Source organism: Corynebacterium vitaeruminis DSM 20294 (assembly GCF_000550805.1).
GTDB lineage: Bacteria > Actinomycetota > Actinomycetes > Mycobacteriales > Mycobacteriaceae > Corynebacterium > Corynebacterium vitaeruminis.
On record NZ_CP004353.1, the window covers coordinates 2,410,983 to 2,426,785 of the forward strand.

The following is a 15,803-nucleotide window of genomic DNA, read 5'->3' on the forward strand; positions in this document are numbered from 1 at the left end:
GGCCTACTACTAGGGCCTACTACTAGGCGCCCAGCGCGCCCATGATGAGTGCCCTGATCTCGTCCTCGTTGTCGGGGCGCTCGAGCTTGACGTCGTCGATGCGGCGCACGCGCGCGGCGATGCGCACGGAGGAGACTAGCCAGACGCTGTCCGCGCGCAGGAGATCCTCGCGGCGCAGCTCCTTGGCCTTGCACCGCCACCCGTGCTGAGAGGCGTGCTCGAACAGGGCCGCCTGGGTGGTGCCGGGGAGGATGTCTCCGCCCGGGATCGGCGTGCGCAGCTTGTCGCCGCGGACGGTGACCACCGTGGAGGTCGCGCCCTCGAGGACCTTGTCGCCCTCCATATAAATAACGTCGTCGAAACCGTGGCCCCTCGCCCAGCGCAGCGCCGCCATGTTCGCCGCGTAGCTTAGGGTCTTGGCCCCCACGACCAGCCACGGGGCCACCGGCGAGCTCGTGGCCACGACGTTGCCCTCGTCGTCGGTGGAGGTGGTCTCCACCCGGTCGATGGTGTAGCCGCGGGGGCTGGTCATCACCTTCACGCCGTGCTGGCGCTGCTCGAGCACGTGATCGGAGATGGCGGTCACCGTGATCCACGCCGTGGGGATGCCCGTGGACGCCCGGCCGCGGGTGTAGGTCCACACGCACTTCGCGTCCCGGTCGGTGCGCTCCCGCCACTGCTCGAGGGCCTTGTTGGTGGCCGCGATCCAGTAGTCGAGGTTCGGCTCCGGCAGGTCGAGCAGGCGCGAGGAGGCGACGAAGCGCTTGGCGTGGCGCTCGAGGTTGCAGGCGTGGTCGCCGTGGAGCAGCAGGGTCTCAAACACCCCGTCGCCGCGGGTCACCGCCGCGTCGTCGAAGAACACCAGCGGGAGCTGGGGCTGATGGTTGCGGATGGAGCCGCCAAAGGGCTCCACCGCGATGATGATCGGTTCGACGGACTTTTCCGGGTTATTCGACGCCATATCTCTTAATTATGCCCGCTTCATCGCGCTACCATCGGTGGTTGTGAACAATTCTTCGCCACAGTCCGAGAACGCAACAACCATCAGCCCCGAAGTGGAGGAGGCGGCCTACTCCTCCCCGCTCATGTGCCTGCCCGGCGCCTGCGGGATCCAGGCGGAGTCCGCCCACCCGGCCTGGCGCGGGGTCGCATGGCACTACGGCGACCCGCTGGTCGAGCAGCGCTTTTTCGAATCGGGCGCGGGGCTCGTGGATCGCTCCCAGCGCCGCTTCATCGAGGTCACCGGCCCCGAGGCGGCGGCGTTCCTCAACAACCTGTTGTCGCAGAAGCTTGACGACGCCGCCGATGGCTTCAGCGCCCAGGCCCTCGACCTGGACGTCCAGGGCCACGTCCTCCACCAGACCTCGGTGACCCGCAAGGGCGAGGCGTTCTACCTTGACACCACGCCCGACAGGGTGGTTAGCCTCCTCGAGTACCTGCGGAAGATGATCTTCTGGTCCAAGGTGGAGGTTGACTACTCCGATCTCGCGCTGCTGAGCCTCGTGGGCCCGGAGCGGGAACAGGTGGCAGGCTCCGTCGCGGGCGACGAGCGGGTCGTCTTCTCCCGCGGGGTCGAGCGGGGGCTCGCGCGCATCGACCTCGCCGTTCGCCGCGCCGACCTGCTCGAGGTCGCCCAGGCGCTCGTCGCGGCGGGCGCCCACCCGGTGGGGCTCATGGGGTACACCGCCGAGCGGGTCAAGGCCCTCGAGCCGGAGGCCAGCATCGACCTCGACGAGAAGTCGATCCCGCACGAGGCCCCGTTCTTCATCCCCGAGGCGGTACACCTCCACAAGGGCTGCTACCGCGGGCAGGAGACGGTGGCGCGCGTGGACAACCTGGGGCGTTCGCCCCGCGTGCTGGTCCTCGCTCATCTGGACGGCTCCTCCCCCGAGCTTCCGGCCGCGGGCGCGGCCATCACCGCTGGGCCCGCTGGCCGCGCGATCGGGCGGCTGGGCACAGTCGTCCAGGACCACGAGCTCGGCCCCATCGCCCTGGCGCTGGTCAAGCGCAGCGCGCTGGCAGCCGACGGGCTGTGCTCGGGGGACACGGCCATCGCCATCGACCGCGACACCATCCCGCAGGAGGAGGGCGAGCGCCCCGGCCGCGCCGCCATCAACCGGCTGCGCTCCCAGTCCTAGCCCGGCTTGGGCCCCCGCGGCTTTCAGGAAAGTGGTGGGTGCGCCCCACCTTCGGGGGTGGTACACGATCGGCGCTTCGCTGGCTAGGCCGCCGGGCGCCGCCTCAAGGGGCGCGAGCGGAATCCCCACCATAATATGTGGCCACACCCGCGGGGCTAATCCCACGCCAGCGGCATTTTGGAGAAAAATTCCCGGTGCTCACCGGACCGGTGCGACAAACGCACCGTTTTCGGGCTATTGTGTCTAACAGGAATATATTGATTAGAAGCCCACGGGGTATCCGAATTCCCGGGATTACTCCGCTCACTCCAAGGGGGTCATGCCATGGGTCGCGGTCGCGCGAAGGCAAAACAGACCAAGGTTGCACGCCAGCTGAAGTACAACACTCCGAACATGGATTTGGATTCTTTGCAGCGCGAGCTGGCGAGTAAGTCCCCGAGCCGCAGCAATGACGAGGATTACGATCAGGACTACGAGGATCTCCCCGTCGATGATCAGTACGCGGAATACGCTGAATGGGTCGAGGACGAGGACGACGAGGAAGACGAGTCTGCGTCCCGCTGACGTCGTCGAACGCGCGTGATCCGAGCGAGGGTTTCCACCCTCGCTCTTTTCGTCGGGTGGGGCGAAACCCCGCCAAGTACAAAAGGGAGGCCGCCGGTGGGCGGTCTCCCTTTCTGTCTATGTCTAGAGCTCTGAACGCCCCGGGCCTGCCGGGGCTCAGTGACTCAGTGGCTTAGTAGCCCGGGTGAGCGTCGGTGAGGACGACGGACTCGGTGTCCTCATCGGTCGCGGCGCGGACGGTGCCCAGCTCCCAGGCGTCGATGTGGCGAGCGGTCAGCATCGCCAGCGCGCGGTCGCGGTCCTTCGGGGCGACGACGGCGACCATGCCCACGCCCATGTTGAAGGTCTTCTCCATCTCCTCCTGCGGGACCTTGCCCACGGTCTCGATGAGGCGGAAGATCTCGCCCGGGGTCCAGGTGCCGCGCGACAGCTCCGCGACCAGGCCCTCGGGGATCACGCGGGCGAGGTTGCCCGCGAGGCCGCCGCCGGTGACGTGGCAGAAGGTGTGCACCTCGCACTCGTCGGCCAGCGCCAGGCAGTCCTTGGCGTAGATACGGGTGGGCTCGAGCATCTCCTCGCCGAGGGTGCGGCCGAGCTCCTCGACGTGGCCGTCGAGCGGCATGCCCGCCTTCTCGAGCAGGACGTGGCGGGCCAGCGAGTAGCCGTTGGAGTGCAGTCCGGAGGACGCCATGGCGATGACGACGTCGCCGGAGCGCACGCGGTCCGGGCCGAGCAGCTCGTCCGCCTCGACGACGCCGACCGCGGTGGCGGAGACGTCGTAGTCGGTGGGCTCCATGACGCCCGGGTGCTCGGCGGTCTCGCCGCCCAGCAGCGCGCAGCCGGCCTGGATGCAGCCCTCGGCGATGCCGGAGACGATCTGGGCGACGTGCTCGGGGACGACCTTGCCGATGGCGATGTAGTCCTGCAGGAACAGCGGCTCCGCGCCGCAGACGACGAGGTCATCGACGCACATGGCCACGAGGTCGATGCCGATGGTGTCGTGCTTGTCCATGGCCTGCGCCACGGCCAGCTTGGTGCCCACGCCGTCGGAGCCCGCGGCCAGCAGCGGCTCGCGGTACTTGCCCAGCGCGAACAGCCCGGCGAAGCCGCCGAGCCCGCCGCGCACCTCGGGGCGGGTGGCCTTCTTCGCCAGCGGGGCGAACAGCTCCACTGCCTTGTCGCCGGCCTCGATATCGACGCCTGCTGCTGCGTAAGAAACGTTGTTGTCTGGGGTCTTCATGCCTTAGGCCCTACATGTCCTTATTAAAAGAGGTATTTGAGAATAATGCTGGTCGCGGCTTCCAAGGCGCTGCCGTTTCGCTTATCGACGCCTACGGCCGCTCGCCGCGTGAGTTTCTAGTCAATGCTAGCGCAGTTGCCCCGCTGCAAAGCCGAAACCAGCTCGGCGTTGGGGTTGCCCACCGGGAGCCCCAGCGGGTACTTGCCGTCGAAGCAGGCGGCGCAGAGCTCCTCGCCGGGCTGCTCGGTGGCCTCGATCATCGACTCAATGGAGACGTAACCCAGGGTGTCCGCGCCGATAGCGGCGCACACGCTGTCGATCATCTCCTGCTCGTCGTTCCCGGTCACCGCGTTGGCGATGAGCTCGCCGGGGCTGGCGAAGTCGATGCCGTAGAAGCACGGCCACTTCACCGGCGGCGAGGCGATGCGGACGTGCACCTCGGCGGCGCCCGCCTCGCGCAGCATGCGGATGAGCGCGCGCTGGGTGTTGCCGCGGACGATGGAGTCGTCGACGACGACGAGCTTCTTGCCCTGGATGACCTCGCCCAGCGGGTTGAGCTTGAGCCGGATGCCCAGCTGGCGCAGGGTCTGCGAGGGCTGGATGAAGGTGCGGCCGACGTAGGCGTTCTTCACCAGGCCCTGGCCGAAGGGGATGCCGGACTCCTGTGCGAAGCCGACCGCCGCCGGGTTGCCGGACTCGGGCACCGGGATGACGAGGTCGCCGTCGGCCGGCCACTCGCGCGCGAGCCTGCGGCCGATCTCCAGGCGGGTGGCGTTGACGTTGCGGCCGCGAATGGTGGAGTCGGGGCGGGCGAGGTAGACGTACTCGAACACGCAGCCCTTGCGGCGGGGCTCGGCGAAGCGCTCGGAGCGGATGCCGGACTCGTCGATGGCGACGAGCTCGCCGGGGAGGATCTCACGGACCAGCGAGGCGCCGATGATGTCCAGCGCGCAGGTCTCGGAGGCGATGACGTAGCCGCGGTCGAGGCGGCCGAGGCACAGCGGGCGCACGCCCTCGGGGTCGCGCGCGGCGTAGAGGGTGTGCCCGTCGGTGATCGTCAGGCAGAAGGCGCCCTTGATGCGGGGAAGCACCTCTCGAGCCGAGTCGAGCAGTGTCTTGCCGTCGGTGATCTTCTCGGCGAGCAGCGCGGTCATGACGTCGGAGTCGGATGGGTGGGAGTCCGCGTTGACCAGTTCCTTTTCCGCGGCCTCTTCCAGAAGCTGGAGGTAGTTGACCAGGTTGCCGTTGTGGCACAGGGCCACGTCGGTTCCGTCCGGGGCGACCCGGAACATCGGCTGGGAGTTCTCCCAGGTCACGCCGCCCGCGGTGGAGTAACGGGTGTGGCCCACGGCCACGTCTCCCTTGAGCGATTCGAGGGTCGGCTCGTCAAAGATCTGCGACACAAGTCCCAGGTCCTTGTACACGAGCACCTGGTCCCCATCGCCCACGGCGATACCGGCGGCCTCCTGGCCGCGGTGCTGCAGGGCGAAGAGACCGAAGTAGGTGAGTTTGGAGACTTCCTCGCCCGGGGCCCAGACGCCGAAGACGCCGCATTCCTCGCGGGGGGCTTGTTCTCCTTGGTCGTCGAAAGCGCCGAGGGTGTCGGCGCTGACCGGGGCTTTATCTTTGTGATTTATAGGCTGCTCAGTGTGTGCCACTTTCCTGATGTTAGTAGGTCGCCCCCGCCGCAAACAACCTCCTGCCAGCCCATGCGCCCCTGCGCCAGCCTCCGCCCCCAATCGTGGGGAGGGGCCGCCTAGCCCAGCCCGTCGACGCGGATGCCGCAGACCCGCTGCAGGTCATCGAACTGCCCGGTCGCGGTCCCCTCCACCCACGTCGGGGCTTCTATGTCACCGGAGAAGAGCAATGCGCCGAAGGTGACCATGAACGAGCACTCGTCGAGGATTGGCTCCCCGCACCACGACACATCGACTTTGTACGCCTCGTCCGCGCTCACGTCCGCCCACGACGAGAACGCGGCTGGCGTGGTGGAGGCTGCGTAGTTGAGCCGCTCGTCGAGGAGCCTGCGGATCTCCTCTTGGCTGCTGGCGAAGGAGTCGGCCAGCAGGAGATCGTCGAGTTCGTCGACGAGGTTGCGGGAACGCAGGAGGGCCTGCATAGCGATGACGGCGCGCAGCTCGGAGGCGTAGGTAGGCTCGATGGTTGCCACCACGCGCTGGGGAAACCCGCGGAATCCGCGCCACGCCTCGCAGGCAAGCGGTAGCGGGGCGCCGCGGGAGGTACCCGAGGTGACGAAGACCGCGGTGGCGTCGTCGGGCACCCAGCCCGCCAGCTCCGCCGCGGTGTGCAGGTGCGGGCACAGCACCAGCAGGATCGCGTCCTCAGTGGCGGCGTTCCAGCGGGCAAGGCGCACGCGCGCGGAGTAGATCTCCGCGGTGGTCGCGTCGATCTCACCGGGGCGGGCCAGCTCGCCCACGGGCGGCGACGCCGGGATGAGGAACGCGCCCGCGGGGTTGGACTCTTCAAGGAATCCGAGGTAGCGCTCGAGCGCTTCTTGATCTTTGGCGGCCACGAACACCGCCTCGCCCGGCGCCGCCGCGAAGCGGTCGTCGAGGGTCTTGCTCGCGAAGGAAGAAGGAAACGTGTCCACGGGGCTTAAAGTAAGAAGCCCCGCCGACACGCTTGCTGTGCTTTTCGACGCTACGTTCTATGCCCCAGGGCAACGCCGCCGCTAGGCCACCGTGGTGCCCAGGAGCGCACCGATCGCATAGGTGACCGCGAACGCCAAGGCGCCGCCGACCACCAGCCGGGTGACCGAGCGCAGCTTGTGCGCCTCGGAGAACATCGCGGAGATGGTGCCGGTGACGCTCAGCGCGAGCAGCGCGGAGATGAGGACCGCCGCCACGCGCCAGCCGTCGGGCACGACGAGGGCGACGATGAGCGGGAGCGCGGCGCCCACGGTGAAGGCGACTGCGGAGGCCCCGGCCGCGACCCACGGGTTGGTGAACTCGTCCTCGGACAGCCCCAGCTCGAGGTCGAGGTGGGCCTTGAGGTTGTCGTGCTCGCGCATCTGGTCGGCCGCCTCTTCCGCGGTGGCGCGGTCGATGCCCTTGCCCATGAGGATGTTGACGAGCTCCTCATGCTCGTCCTCCGGCATGTTCTCAAGCTCCCACTTCTCCTTTTCCACGAGTATCTTCTCGGTGTCCCGCTGCGCGGAGACCGAGACGTACTCGCCCAGCGCCATGGACACCGCGCCGGAGATGACGGCGGCGGAGCCCGCGACGAGGACCTCGCGCTGGGAGGCGCCGGTGGCGGCCACGCCGGTCAACAGGCCGGCGACGGAGACGATGCCGTCGTTGGCGCCGAGAACGCCCGCGCGCAGCCAGTTGAGCTTCGAGCCAACCTCGGCCTTGTGCGGTTCGGCGATGTCGCCGTGGGAAGCGGTTTGTTCGGGCTGCGAGGGGGTCATGATGGCTCCTTTCCCGTGAGCAACTCGTGGTGCATAAGACGTCTGTAGCCGGATCACTCCGGCCTCGGACTTACATACTTGCACGCCCGCGCATTTTTCGCACCCTATGAAAACCTACCCTAATCTGGGTTTTTGAGGTTATCGTAGCCAATGATGGGCAGCCACTGCCCCACTTCGCCCGCGCGCGTGCCCGAGGAGGAGACCTTCCCATTGCCCTCGAGCCGCTCGAGGCCGAGCGCGAGGCGCAGCCAGGTCAGCGGGTCGGTTTCCACCACGTTGGGCGGGGTGCCGCGGGTGTGCTTCGGCCCCTCGATGCACTGCACCGCCGCGTACGGGGGCACGCGCACCTCCACCGAATTGCCCGGCGCGATCTGCGCCAGCGTGCGCACCGAGAGCCGCACGGCGTTGGCCAGCACCGTGCGCGGCGGCTTGTCGACGGCCTCCGGCTCGCGCGCCCATTCCATTACCTCTGCCAGCGCCCGCCGGGTCTCGGCCGGGTCCGCCTTCTTTACTGCCATGCTCACCGATTCTAGGAGACACCCCCGACGCGCCCTTATCTTCGCCAAAACTGCTTGTTGCGGCGCGGCTGCCGGTAGAGTGTGCGCATGACTAATCGCTCCCCCGAATTGACGCTTCGTTTTCTCGCCGCCCCCACGGACGTGCTGATGGCCGGTAGCCACGGCGTTGGCGGCGGCCGAGTCTTGGAATGGATCGACAAGGCGGCCTACGGCTGCGCGGTGCAGTGGTCGGGGACCTACTGCGTGACCGCCTACGTGGGCCACATCCACTTCACCCGCCCGATCCCGTCCGGGCACATGGTCGAGGTGCGCTCGCGCATCGCCATGACCGGGCGCAGCTCGATGCACATCGTCAACGAGGTGCTCTCCGCCGACCCGCGCGAGGGCGTGTTCACGAGGGCCTGCGATTGCCTCGTCATCTTCGTGGCCAAGGATGCCGCGACCGGAAAGTCGACCGAGGTTCCGAAGTTCACTCCGACCACCGACGAGGAGCGCCGCCTCGAGGACGCCGCGAAGTCCCGCATCGAGCTGCGCTCCGCGATCGAGGAAGAGATGTGCAAGCAGACCTACTCCGGCCCGTCGAACGCTCCGCGGCTTATCACCCGCTTCCTCGCCAAGCCCACCGACGTCAACTGGGGCGGTAAGGTCCACGGCGGCACCGCGATGGAGTGGATCGACGAGGCGGCGGCCGCCTGCACCCAGGAGTGGAGCGGCGAGCACACCGTGGCGGTGTATGCGGGCGGCATCCGCTTCTACAAGCCGATCCAGATCGGCGACCTCATCGAGGTGGACGCCCGCATGATGCGCACCGACTCGCGCAGCATGCAGATGTCGGTGCACGTGCGCTCGGGCAACCCGCGCGAGGGCCGCACCAACCTCACGGAGGCCATCCACGCGACGATCTCCTACATCGCGGTGGACATCGACGGAAACCCGCTGGCAGCCCGCCAGTTCGAGCCGATCACGGAGGAGGACGTGCGCCTGGCGGGCCACGCCCAGACCCTGCGCGGGCTACGCGCGAAGTACGCCCCGAAGCCGCTCATCGTCAACCGGCTGAGCCAGCGCATCGGCTAGTTTTCTCCTAGTAAAGCGGCCGCCAGCGTAGCGTCGACAAGCGAAAGCGCCTTAGGCGACGACCATCCAGACGGCGACGAGGTGGACGACCGCGGCGACGATGGTAGCGGCGTGGAAGACCTCGTGGAAGCCGAGGATGCGCGCGCGGCGGCCGGGCCACTTGAAGCCGTACATGAGCGCGCCGAGCGAGTAGACGAGGCCGCCGGCGAATAAGAGCCAGACCACCGCCGGGCCCACCGTCGCCCACAGCTGCGGGATGAGCGGGACGATGAGCCAACCGAGCGCCAGGTAGACGACCACATCGAGCCAGCGCGGGTGGTTGATCCACCCCATGTTGAGGCCCACGGCGGCCAGCGCACCGACCCAGGCGATAAGCAGCATCCACCACTGGCTGGGCAGCGCGATGAGGCACAGGGGCGTGTAGGTGGCCGCAATGAACAGGGCGATCATCGAGTGGTCGGCGCGCCGCCACCAGTTGATCGCGCGCAGGCTCTTCCACGGGCCGCGGTGGTAGGCCGCGGAGACGCCGAACAGCCCCACGACGCCGAGCGCGTAGACGAGGACGCCCAGCGCTTGGAGCCACTGGCGGGTCATGAAGGCGTAGGTGACCAGCACCGACCCCGACACCACCGACAGCCAGGCGGCGACGAGGTGGAACCAGCCGCGCGTGACCGGACGCTGGCCGCGGTCGTACACCCAGCGAGTGAGCTGGACGAACGGGGGCTGATCGGCCGCGGCGCCGCCCGCCTCCACGGGGCGCGGCGCTGGGGGGTGTACCTCCGAAAACTCCACGGTATCCCCTGTGAGCTGGGACTTCATTGCTTGCACCTTCGATTCTTCCGTGCCGGCCGCGCACGCAATCCGCGGCCCGCCTTCCATAGACGCCAGCGTAACCTACGTTTGCGTAGGTTACAACCCCCGCGGCGGCCGCTTCCAGCCAGTGTCGACTAGGCAGCGCCTTATCGCTTCGAACCGCGGCGATAGCTTCACGCTGCCCATTAGCCCTCCCCACACAACCGGGACCCAGGAAAGATAGGCATACCTGATACATCAACAAAGAAGGAACCTGGGCAGGATCTCCCACCGTCCTTTCAGGAAACTTCCAGCCGCGACCCCCATGATTATTTTCATGGTCATCGCATTGAACCCCAATTCCCACGAAAACCCGCGCTCCCCGAAGCGCCCCGGCGCGCACCGCGCCGCTACCTCCCCCACGGCTACGGCCGAGGGCTCCGCCCTCTTTGCGGAGCGAACGCGAAGGCCGTGGGGCGGGCCCCGGATTAGCTGGCCCGCCACCATCGTCTACTCGGCCACCTGGGCGCTGTTCCTCGCCGTCACCGTCATGTGGGTGCACGCGGGCGGCATCAACGAGCTCAACGCGAGCGTCTCCCAGGCGCTCGGGTCCCTCGGCAGGCTGACCGGGCTGATCGGCTCCATGGCCTTGCTCATCCAGGTCTTCATGATGGCGCGCGTACCCTTCGTCGAGAGCGCCCTCGGCCAGGACCGGCTGACCACCATGCACCGCTGGCTGGGATTTAGCAGCTTTAGCCTCATCATGGTCCACATCCTCCTGCTCATCGCGCAGGACGACCAGTCGATCACCGGCATGGCGTCCACGTTCTGGGACATGACGTGGAACTACCCCGGCATGCTGCTCGCCGTCGCGGGCACCGCCGCCATCATCATGGTCGTGGTGACCAGCTTCAAGGCCGCGCGCTGCTCCATGCGCTACGAGAACTGGCACCTCATTCACCTCTACGGCTACCTCGGCGCCGCGCTCGCCATCCCCCACCAGCTGTGGAGCGGCTCCGACTTCATGGGCCACCCCACCATCACCGCCCTGTGGTGGGCGCTGTGGGGCATTACCGCCGCGGCCGTCATCGTCTTCCGCGTCGTCGTCCCGCTGGCGAGCTCCGCCTACTTCAACCTGCGCGTGAGCCAGGTCGACGTGCTCGACAACGACCTCGTTCGCGTGCGCATGACCGGCCGCCACCTCGAGCGAATGCGCGTCGCCGGTGGCCAGTACTTCAACTGGCGCTTCGCCGGGGAAGGCGTCACCCGCGCGATCCCGCTGTCCCTGTCCGCCTACCCCGACGGCCGTTCGCTCGAGATCACCGCGGCGATGGTAGGCGCCAAGTCGCATCGCTTGTCGACGCTAAAGCCGGGAACCCGCGTGTTCATCGAGGGCCCCTACGGCCGCTTCCACAAGCACACGAAGTCGCAGCCCCATACGGTGCTCCTCGGCTCCGGCACCGGCCTCATGCCGGTGATCTCCCTGCTCGAGACCCTGCCGGTTGACGGCACCGACATCGTCGTCATCGCCCGCGCATCCTCCAGCGCCCAGCTGCCCTACCACGCCCGCCTCGAGGAGCTCTGCGCCCTCAAGGGCGCCAAGTTCTACGCGCTCACCGGCCACCGCTCGCCCGGCTCCTGGCAGCCGACGGGCCACAGCCTCGACGACGACACGGCCTTCAAACGCCTCGTCCCGCACCTAGGCGAGTCCGACGTCTTCATCTGCGGCCCCAACGAGTGGATGAAGCTCGCGGCCGCATCGGCCCGGCGCGCTGGCGCCGGCGAGGTTCACTCCGAGAAGTTCGCCGTCTAGTCATTCCTCCCACACCACTTTCCCGAAAGACTCTGTCATGAAGAAAATCGCCTGGTGGGCCATGAGCACCATCACCGCCTGCGCCCTGCTGCTCGGCTACCACACCTCCCAGCCCGATAGCGAGGTCAACACCGCCGCCTACGCCCCGCTCACGCCGGGCACCAGCGGGGACACCACCACCTCCGGTTCCGCCACCGGAACCAGCACCGGCACGGCCGACACCGCCGGCTCCAGCGCCGCCACCGGCTCCACCTCGAGCGGCACCTCGACCACCACGGGCGCCTCCGGCACCTACACGGGCACCGCCGTCAACACCCGCTTCGGCCCGGTCCAGGTGCAGATCACCGTCACCGATGGCCAGCTGACCTCCGTCGACGCCATCGAATACCCGAACACCGACGGCAAGGACATCGCCATCAACTCGCGCGCTATCCCCGTGCTCAAGCAGGAGGCCGAGTCCGCCAAGAGCGCCAACATCGAGTCCGTCAGCGGCGCGACCTACACCTCGCAGGCGTACATCCAGTCGCTGCAGTCCGCCCTCGATCAGGCAGGTATCTAAGCCATGACCGCCGCGGTGTCCCACGAGGCGCGCCCCGTCATCCGGGTCGAGCAACACATGAACCTGCCCTTTTCCCTGAGCATCCGGCCCGCCCATGGGCTGGCCGCCGCCCCGGAGGACTGGAGCCTGCCCCACGCGGAAGAGATCCAGGCGGCCACCGATCGCGCCTTCGACATCATCGCCGCGGCGGATCGCACCTTCTCCCTGTGGAAGCCGGAGTCCGACGTCTCTAGGCTTGCGCGCTTCGAGGCCACGCTCGCGGAACTCGATCCCCAGGTCGAGGAGGTGTGGCAGCTGTGCGAGACCGCGGAGGAGCTCACCGACGGGCTGTTCACCGCCTTCTCGCGCAACGATAGTGGATCCGATCCCCGCAAGCAGGAGGCCATCTTCGACCCCACCGGCCTGGTCAAGGGCTGGGCGCTGGAGAAGGCCGCGGCCGCGCTTTCGCCGCTCCTCGACCTCGGCCTCGCCTACTGCCTCAACGGCGGCGGCGACATCATCGCCGCGGGCGCCAGCGCCCAGGCCCCGTGGCGAATCGGCATCGAGGATTGCCTCAACCCGACCGCGATCTTCTCCACGGTCCTGGTCCGCGACGGCGCGGTGGCCACCTCGGGCACCTACGCCCGCGGGCGGCACATCTACTCCCCGGCGCTGGGCGGGCAGACCGCCTGGACCGGCGCGCTCACGGTCTGCGGTCCCTCGGTGATGTGGGCCGACGTTTTGGCCACCGCGCTGTTCGCCAACCCGGGCTCCCACCAGCAGATCCTTTCCCGGTTTCCGGGATACGAGGTGACCCAGGATCGCCGCTTCTAGGGGGAGGCCACGGGAGCGGAAGAGGCCACAGAACTGGGGTGCGTAGGCGAAAAAGTTTGACCCCGCAGCCCAACCTTTGGCCCCACCCGCGACGCGGGATTTTGACCCTACCTCCGCCGATTGCGGGGGTAGGGCCTTCATGGAAATGTCTGCGACCACGGAACTGGAAAAGTGCGCGGGGCGACTAGTCCCCCGTGTCTACTACAACCTCTTCACTCCGCGCGGTGCTCTACCGCCTGCACACCATCGCCGGGGTGTTCGTCGCCCCGTTGATCGTCGTCGCCGCCCTCAGCGGCCTGCTCTACGCCTTCGCGCCGAGCATCGAGTCCTTCGCCTACCGCGACGAGCTCACCGCCACCGCCGGTGGCCCCGCCCACACCGTCGCGGAGCAGGCCGCCGCCGCGCAGGAGGTCCACCCGGACCTCGACCTCGCGATGGTGGAGGTCTCGGAGGATCCCACCGCTACGACGCGCGTGCTGTTCACCGACCCCACCCTCCCGAGCTCCAGCTACACCCGCGCCGTCTTCGTCGACCCGGGCGACCTCGCCATCAAGGGCGACCTCGTCCAGTACGGCAGCTCCCACGCGCTGCCGCTGCGCACGTGGATCTCGCAGGGGCACCGCAACCTGTGGCTGGGCACGCCCGGCCGCATCTACGCCGAGCTGGCCGCCTCGTGGCTGGGTGCGCTGTCGCTGGTCGGCGCCGCGTTGTGGTGGGGCTGGGCCGTGAGGCGTCGGAAAGCGAAAAGCAGCGACTCCGCGCGCAACCGCAACCTTTCCACGCACTCCGGGCTGGGAACCTGGCTGCTGCCCGGCTTCCTGTTTTTCACCGTCACCGGGCTGACCTGGTCGCTCGTGGCTGGCTCGCTCATCGGCGACGTGCGCACCCAGCTCAACTGGCTCGAGCCCAAGCCCGCCGTCTCGCTCAGCGCGGGCGACGCGGCGGCGGCCGCCAGCCCGCACGCCGAGCACATGGCCGCGGGCATGACCATGGCGCCATTCGCCCTCGATGAGGCCGACCGCGTGGTCGCCGCCGCACGCGAGGCAGGCCTCAAGGGGCTCATCGACGTCAAGCCGCCGGCGAAGGAAAACACCGCCTGGACGGTCAAGGAGGCCCGCGAGCCCTACAAGCTCCACAACTCCTCGGTGTCCGTCGACGGCGCGACCGGCGAGATCGTCGACACCGTGGACTATTCCCAGTGGCCGCTCGCAGCGAAGCTGACCAACTGGCTCATCCAGCTGCACATGGGCACGCTCTTCGGCCTGGCCAACCAGATCGTCCTCGGCATCATCGCCCTCGGGCTCCTCGCCGTCACCTTCGCGGGCTACCGCATGTGGTTCCTGCGCGGCCGCGGCCGCACGTCAGGCCGCCTGCCCTCCCCCGCCGGCGCGACCCGCCTGAGCCCCAGGGCGCTCGCGGGGTGGCTCGCGTTCCTCGTCGTCTACTCCCTCATCGCTCCCCTGTTCGGCATCAGCCTCGTCGTCTTCCTGCTCGGCGACTGGGCCTGGCGCGCGATCAGGGGGAAGAAGTCACCCGCTCGGAAGGAAGACAAGGACGCCGCGCCGGTGGGCAATTAGGATCAGGAGAATGACTCTCCGTTCCCGCATCGCGCTTCCCCTCGGCGCGTGCCTGCTCGCCAGCTCGCTGGCCGTCCCCGCGGCCAGCGCCCAGTCGGCCAACCTCCCCATCGGCTCCGCCCGCGAGGGCGCAAGCTCGGACGCCATCGACGCAAGCTCCGACTTCTCCGCCTCGACACTTCCCGATGGATCGTCGATTTCCGCGGGCTCCTCCAACTCCTCCGACCCGTGGCTGAGCTCCATCGGGGGCTCCTCCGAGTCGACCGCGAGCTCCCGCGGCGAGGGGCTGGGGAGCTCAATCGATGCCTACGAGACCAGCTCACGGCTATCGAGCCGGGGCCTCACGGAGTTCTCTTCCGGCGACTCCACCGGCGAAGACCCGGGTATCGACTACGGGACGAGCCCGAAACTGCTGGACACGCGCCACGTCGAGGACAACTCCTACGAGATCGACGTGTGGTCGCCCGCCAACCACACGGTGATCACCAACCTCCTCATCCTGCCCGCCGGGGGCACCGACAACCCGGCCCCGCGCCCCACCCTGTACCTGCTCTCGGGCGCCGACGGCGGCGTGGGCGTCAACTGGCGCACGGCCTCCGACTACGAGGACTTCTTTGCCGACAAGGACGTGCAGGTGGTCACGCCCATCGGCGGCGGCTCCTCGCTGTACATGGACTGGATGCGCGAGGATTTGTCCATGGGGGCGGCCCAGTGGCAAACCTACATCTGCGAGGAACTCCCCCAGGTCATGGACTTTGAGTTCCACGGCAACGGGCGCAACGCCATCGCGGGGATTTCGATGTCGGGCGGGCCCGCGCTGCACATGGCTGGCGCCTACCCGGGCCTGTTCTCCGCGGCGGCCTCCCTGTCCGGCTATCCGGCCAACTCTGGCCTGCTCGGCAGGATGTTTATCACCAACGTGGTCGACGGCAAGGGCGGAAGCTCCATCAACGCGCTCGGGCTGTTCACCGACCCCAGCTGGGAGGAGATCGACCCCTCGGCGCACCTCGAGCGCCTGCAGAACGTCCCGGGGTTCGTGGGCACCGGCGCGGGGATCCCCACCCTGCGCGATCTGACCGGCGATTGGGCGTGGTGGTTCTTCCTCGAGATCCTAAGCCAGGTCTTCTCCAACTACTTCACCCGCCAGGCGGAGTCGGCGGGGGTGCAGGTCGAGCGCTACTACACGGTCTTCGGCACCCACAACTACCTCAACTTCGAGCGCGAGCTGCGCGTGGGCTGGGAGCGGACGCTCGGCCCGGCCCTCGGCGTCGCGTAGCCTCACGCA

At 68.3% G+C, this 15,803-nt stretch carries 15 protein-coding genes; 8 read left to right on the top strand and 7 right to left on the bottom strand.

Features of this window, described 5'->3' with window-relative positions:
• Positions 1 to 22 precede the first annotated feature (22 nt).
• The gene (locus B843_RS10960) at positions 23 to 961 is read right to left on the bottom strand and encodes an aminodeoxychorismate lyase (RefSeq protein WP_025253538.1); all 939 of its coding nucleotides are present in this window, start codon (positions 959 to 961) and stop codon (positions 23 to 25) included.
• Positions 962 to 1,004: 43 nt separating this feature from the next.
• On the opposite strand from B843_RS10960, the gene ygfZ reads away from it, so the two are divergent.
• Entirely contained in the window at positions 1,005 to 2,138 is a 1,134-nt protein-coding gene (gene ygfZ / locus B843_RS10965) for a CAF17-like 4Fe-4S cluster assembly/insertion protein YgfZ (RefSeq protein WP_244877326.1), read from the top strand.
• Positions 2,139 to 2,462: 324 nt separating this feature from the next.
• Positions 2,463 to 2,702: a DUF3073 domain-containing protein gene (locus B843_RS10970; RefSeq protein ID WP_025253540.1), complete on the top strand. Its 240-nt coding sequence runs from the start codon at positions 2,463 to 2,465 to the stop codon at positions 2,700 to 2,702.
• A gap of 172 nt (positions 2,703 to 2,874) precedes the next feature.
• Here the strand turns inward: B843_RS10970 and purM are convergent, their stop codons facing one another.
• The 5 genes from purM to B843_RS10995 all read right to left on the bottom strand — a co-directional run bounded on the left by purM (position 2,875) and on the right by B843_RS10995 (position 7,890).
• Entirely contained in the window at positions 2,875 to 3,942 is a 1,068-nt protein-coding gene (purM, locus tag B843_RS10975; protein WP_025253541.1) for a phosphoribosylformylglycinamidine cyclo-ligase, read from the bottom strand.
• Positions 3,943 to 4,058: 116 nt separating this feature from the next.
• Positions 4,059 to 5,579 (bottom strand): amidophosphoribosyltransferase, encoded by a 1,521-nt coding sequence (gene purF / locus B843_RS10980; protein WP_051483587.1) that lies wholly within the window; start codon positions 5,577 to 5,579, stop codon positions 4,059 to 4,061.
• A 119-nt stretch (positions 5,580 to 5,698) separates the two neighbouring features.
• Entirely contained in the window at positions 5,699 to 6,553 is an 855-nt protein-coding gene (locus B843_RS10985; protein ID WP_025253543.1) for a hypothetical protein, read from the bottom strand.
• An 81-nt stretch (positions 6,554 to 6,634) separates the two neighbouring features.
• Complete coding sequence (locus B843_RS10990) at positions 6,635 to 7,372, bottom strand: VIT1/CCC1 transporter family protein (RefSeq protein ID WP_025253544.1); 738 nt, start codon at positions 7,370 to 7,372, stop codon at positions 6,635 to 6,637.
• A gap of 119 nt (positions 7,373 to 7,491) precedes the next feature.
• Positions 7,492 to 7,890 carry a sterol carrier family protein gene (locus B843_RS10995; RefSeq protein ID WP_025253545.1) on the bottom strand — a complete coding sequence of 133 codons (399 nt, stop codon included), beginning with the start codon at positions 7,888 to 7,890 and terminating at the stop codon, positions 7,492 to 7,494.
• Between the two features lie 87 nt (positions 7,891 to 7,977).
• Between B843_RS10995 and B843_RS11000 the strand changes: the two genes are divergently transcribed.
• The gene (locus B843_RS11000) at positions 7,978 to 8,964 is read left to right on the top strand and encodes an acyl-CoA thioesterase (protein WP_025253546.1); all 987 of its coding nucleotides are present in this window, start codon (positions 7,978 to 7,980) and stop codon (positions 8,962 to 8,964) included.
• 51 nt (positions 8,965 to 9,015) lie between these two features.
• On the opposite strand, the gene trhA is transcribed toward B843_RS11000, so the two are convergent.
• Positions 9,016 to 9,783 carry a PAQR family membrane homeostasis protein TrhA gene (trhA, locus tag B843_RS11005; protein WP_025253547.1) on the bottom strand — a complete coding sequence of 256 codons (768 nt, stop codon included), beginning with the start codon at positions 9,781 to 9,783 and terminating at the stop codon, positions 9,016 to 9,018.
• Between the two features lie 310 nt (positions 9,784 to 10,093).
• Here trhA and B843_RS11010 point away from each other — a divergent pair, with 310 nt between their 5' ends.
• The 5 genes from B843_RS11010 (at position 10,094) to B843_RS11030 (ending at position 15,794) form a co-directional block, all read left to right on the top strand.
• Entirely contained in the window at positions 10,094 to 11,569 is a 1,476-nt protein-coding gene (locus B843_RS11010; protein WP_169729853.1) for a ferredoxin reductase family protein, read from the top strand.
• Positions 11,570 to 11,630: 61 nt separating this feature from the next.
• Positions 11,631 to 12,128, top strand: a complete 498-nt coding sequence (locus B843_RS11015; RefSeq protein ID WP_244877327.1) for an FMN-binding protein — start codon at positions 11,631 to 11,633, stop codon at positions 12,126 to 12,128.
• Between the two features lie 3 nt (positions 12,129 to 12,131).
• The gene (locus B843_RS11020; RefSeq protein WP_025253550.1) at positions 12,132 to 12,941 is read left to right on the top strand and encodes an FAD:protein FMN transferase; all 810 of its coding nucleotides are present in this window, start codon (positions 12,132 to 12,134) and stop codon (positions 12,939 to 12,941) included.
• A gap of 194 nt (positions 12,942 to 13,135) precedes the next feature.
• The gene (locus B843_RS11025) at positions 13,136 to 14,518 is read left to right on the top strand and encodes a PepSY-associated TM helix domain-containing protein (RefSeq protein WP_025253551.1); all 1,383 of its coding nucleotides are present in this window, start codon (positions 13,136 to 13,138) and stop codon (positions 14,516 to 14,518) included.
• Positions 14,519 to 14,528: 10 nt separating this feature from the next.
• Positions 14,529 to 15,794 (top strand): alpha/beta hydrolase, encoded by a 1,266-nt coding sequence (locus B843_RS11030; protein WP_025253552.1) that lies wholly within the window; start codon positions 14,529 to 14,531, stop codon positions 15,792 to 15,794.
• Positions 15,795 to 15,803: the final 9 nt, after the last annotated feature.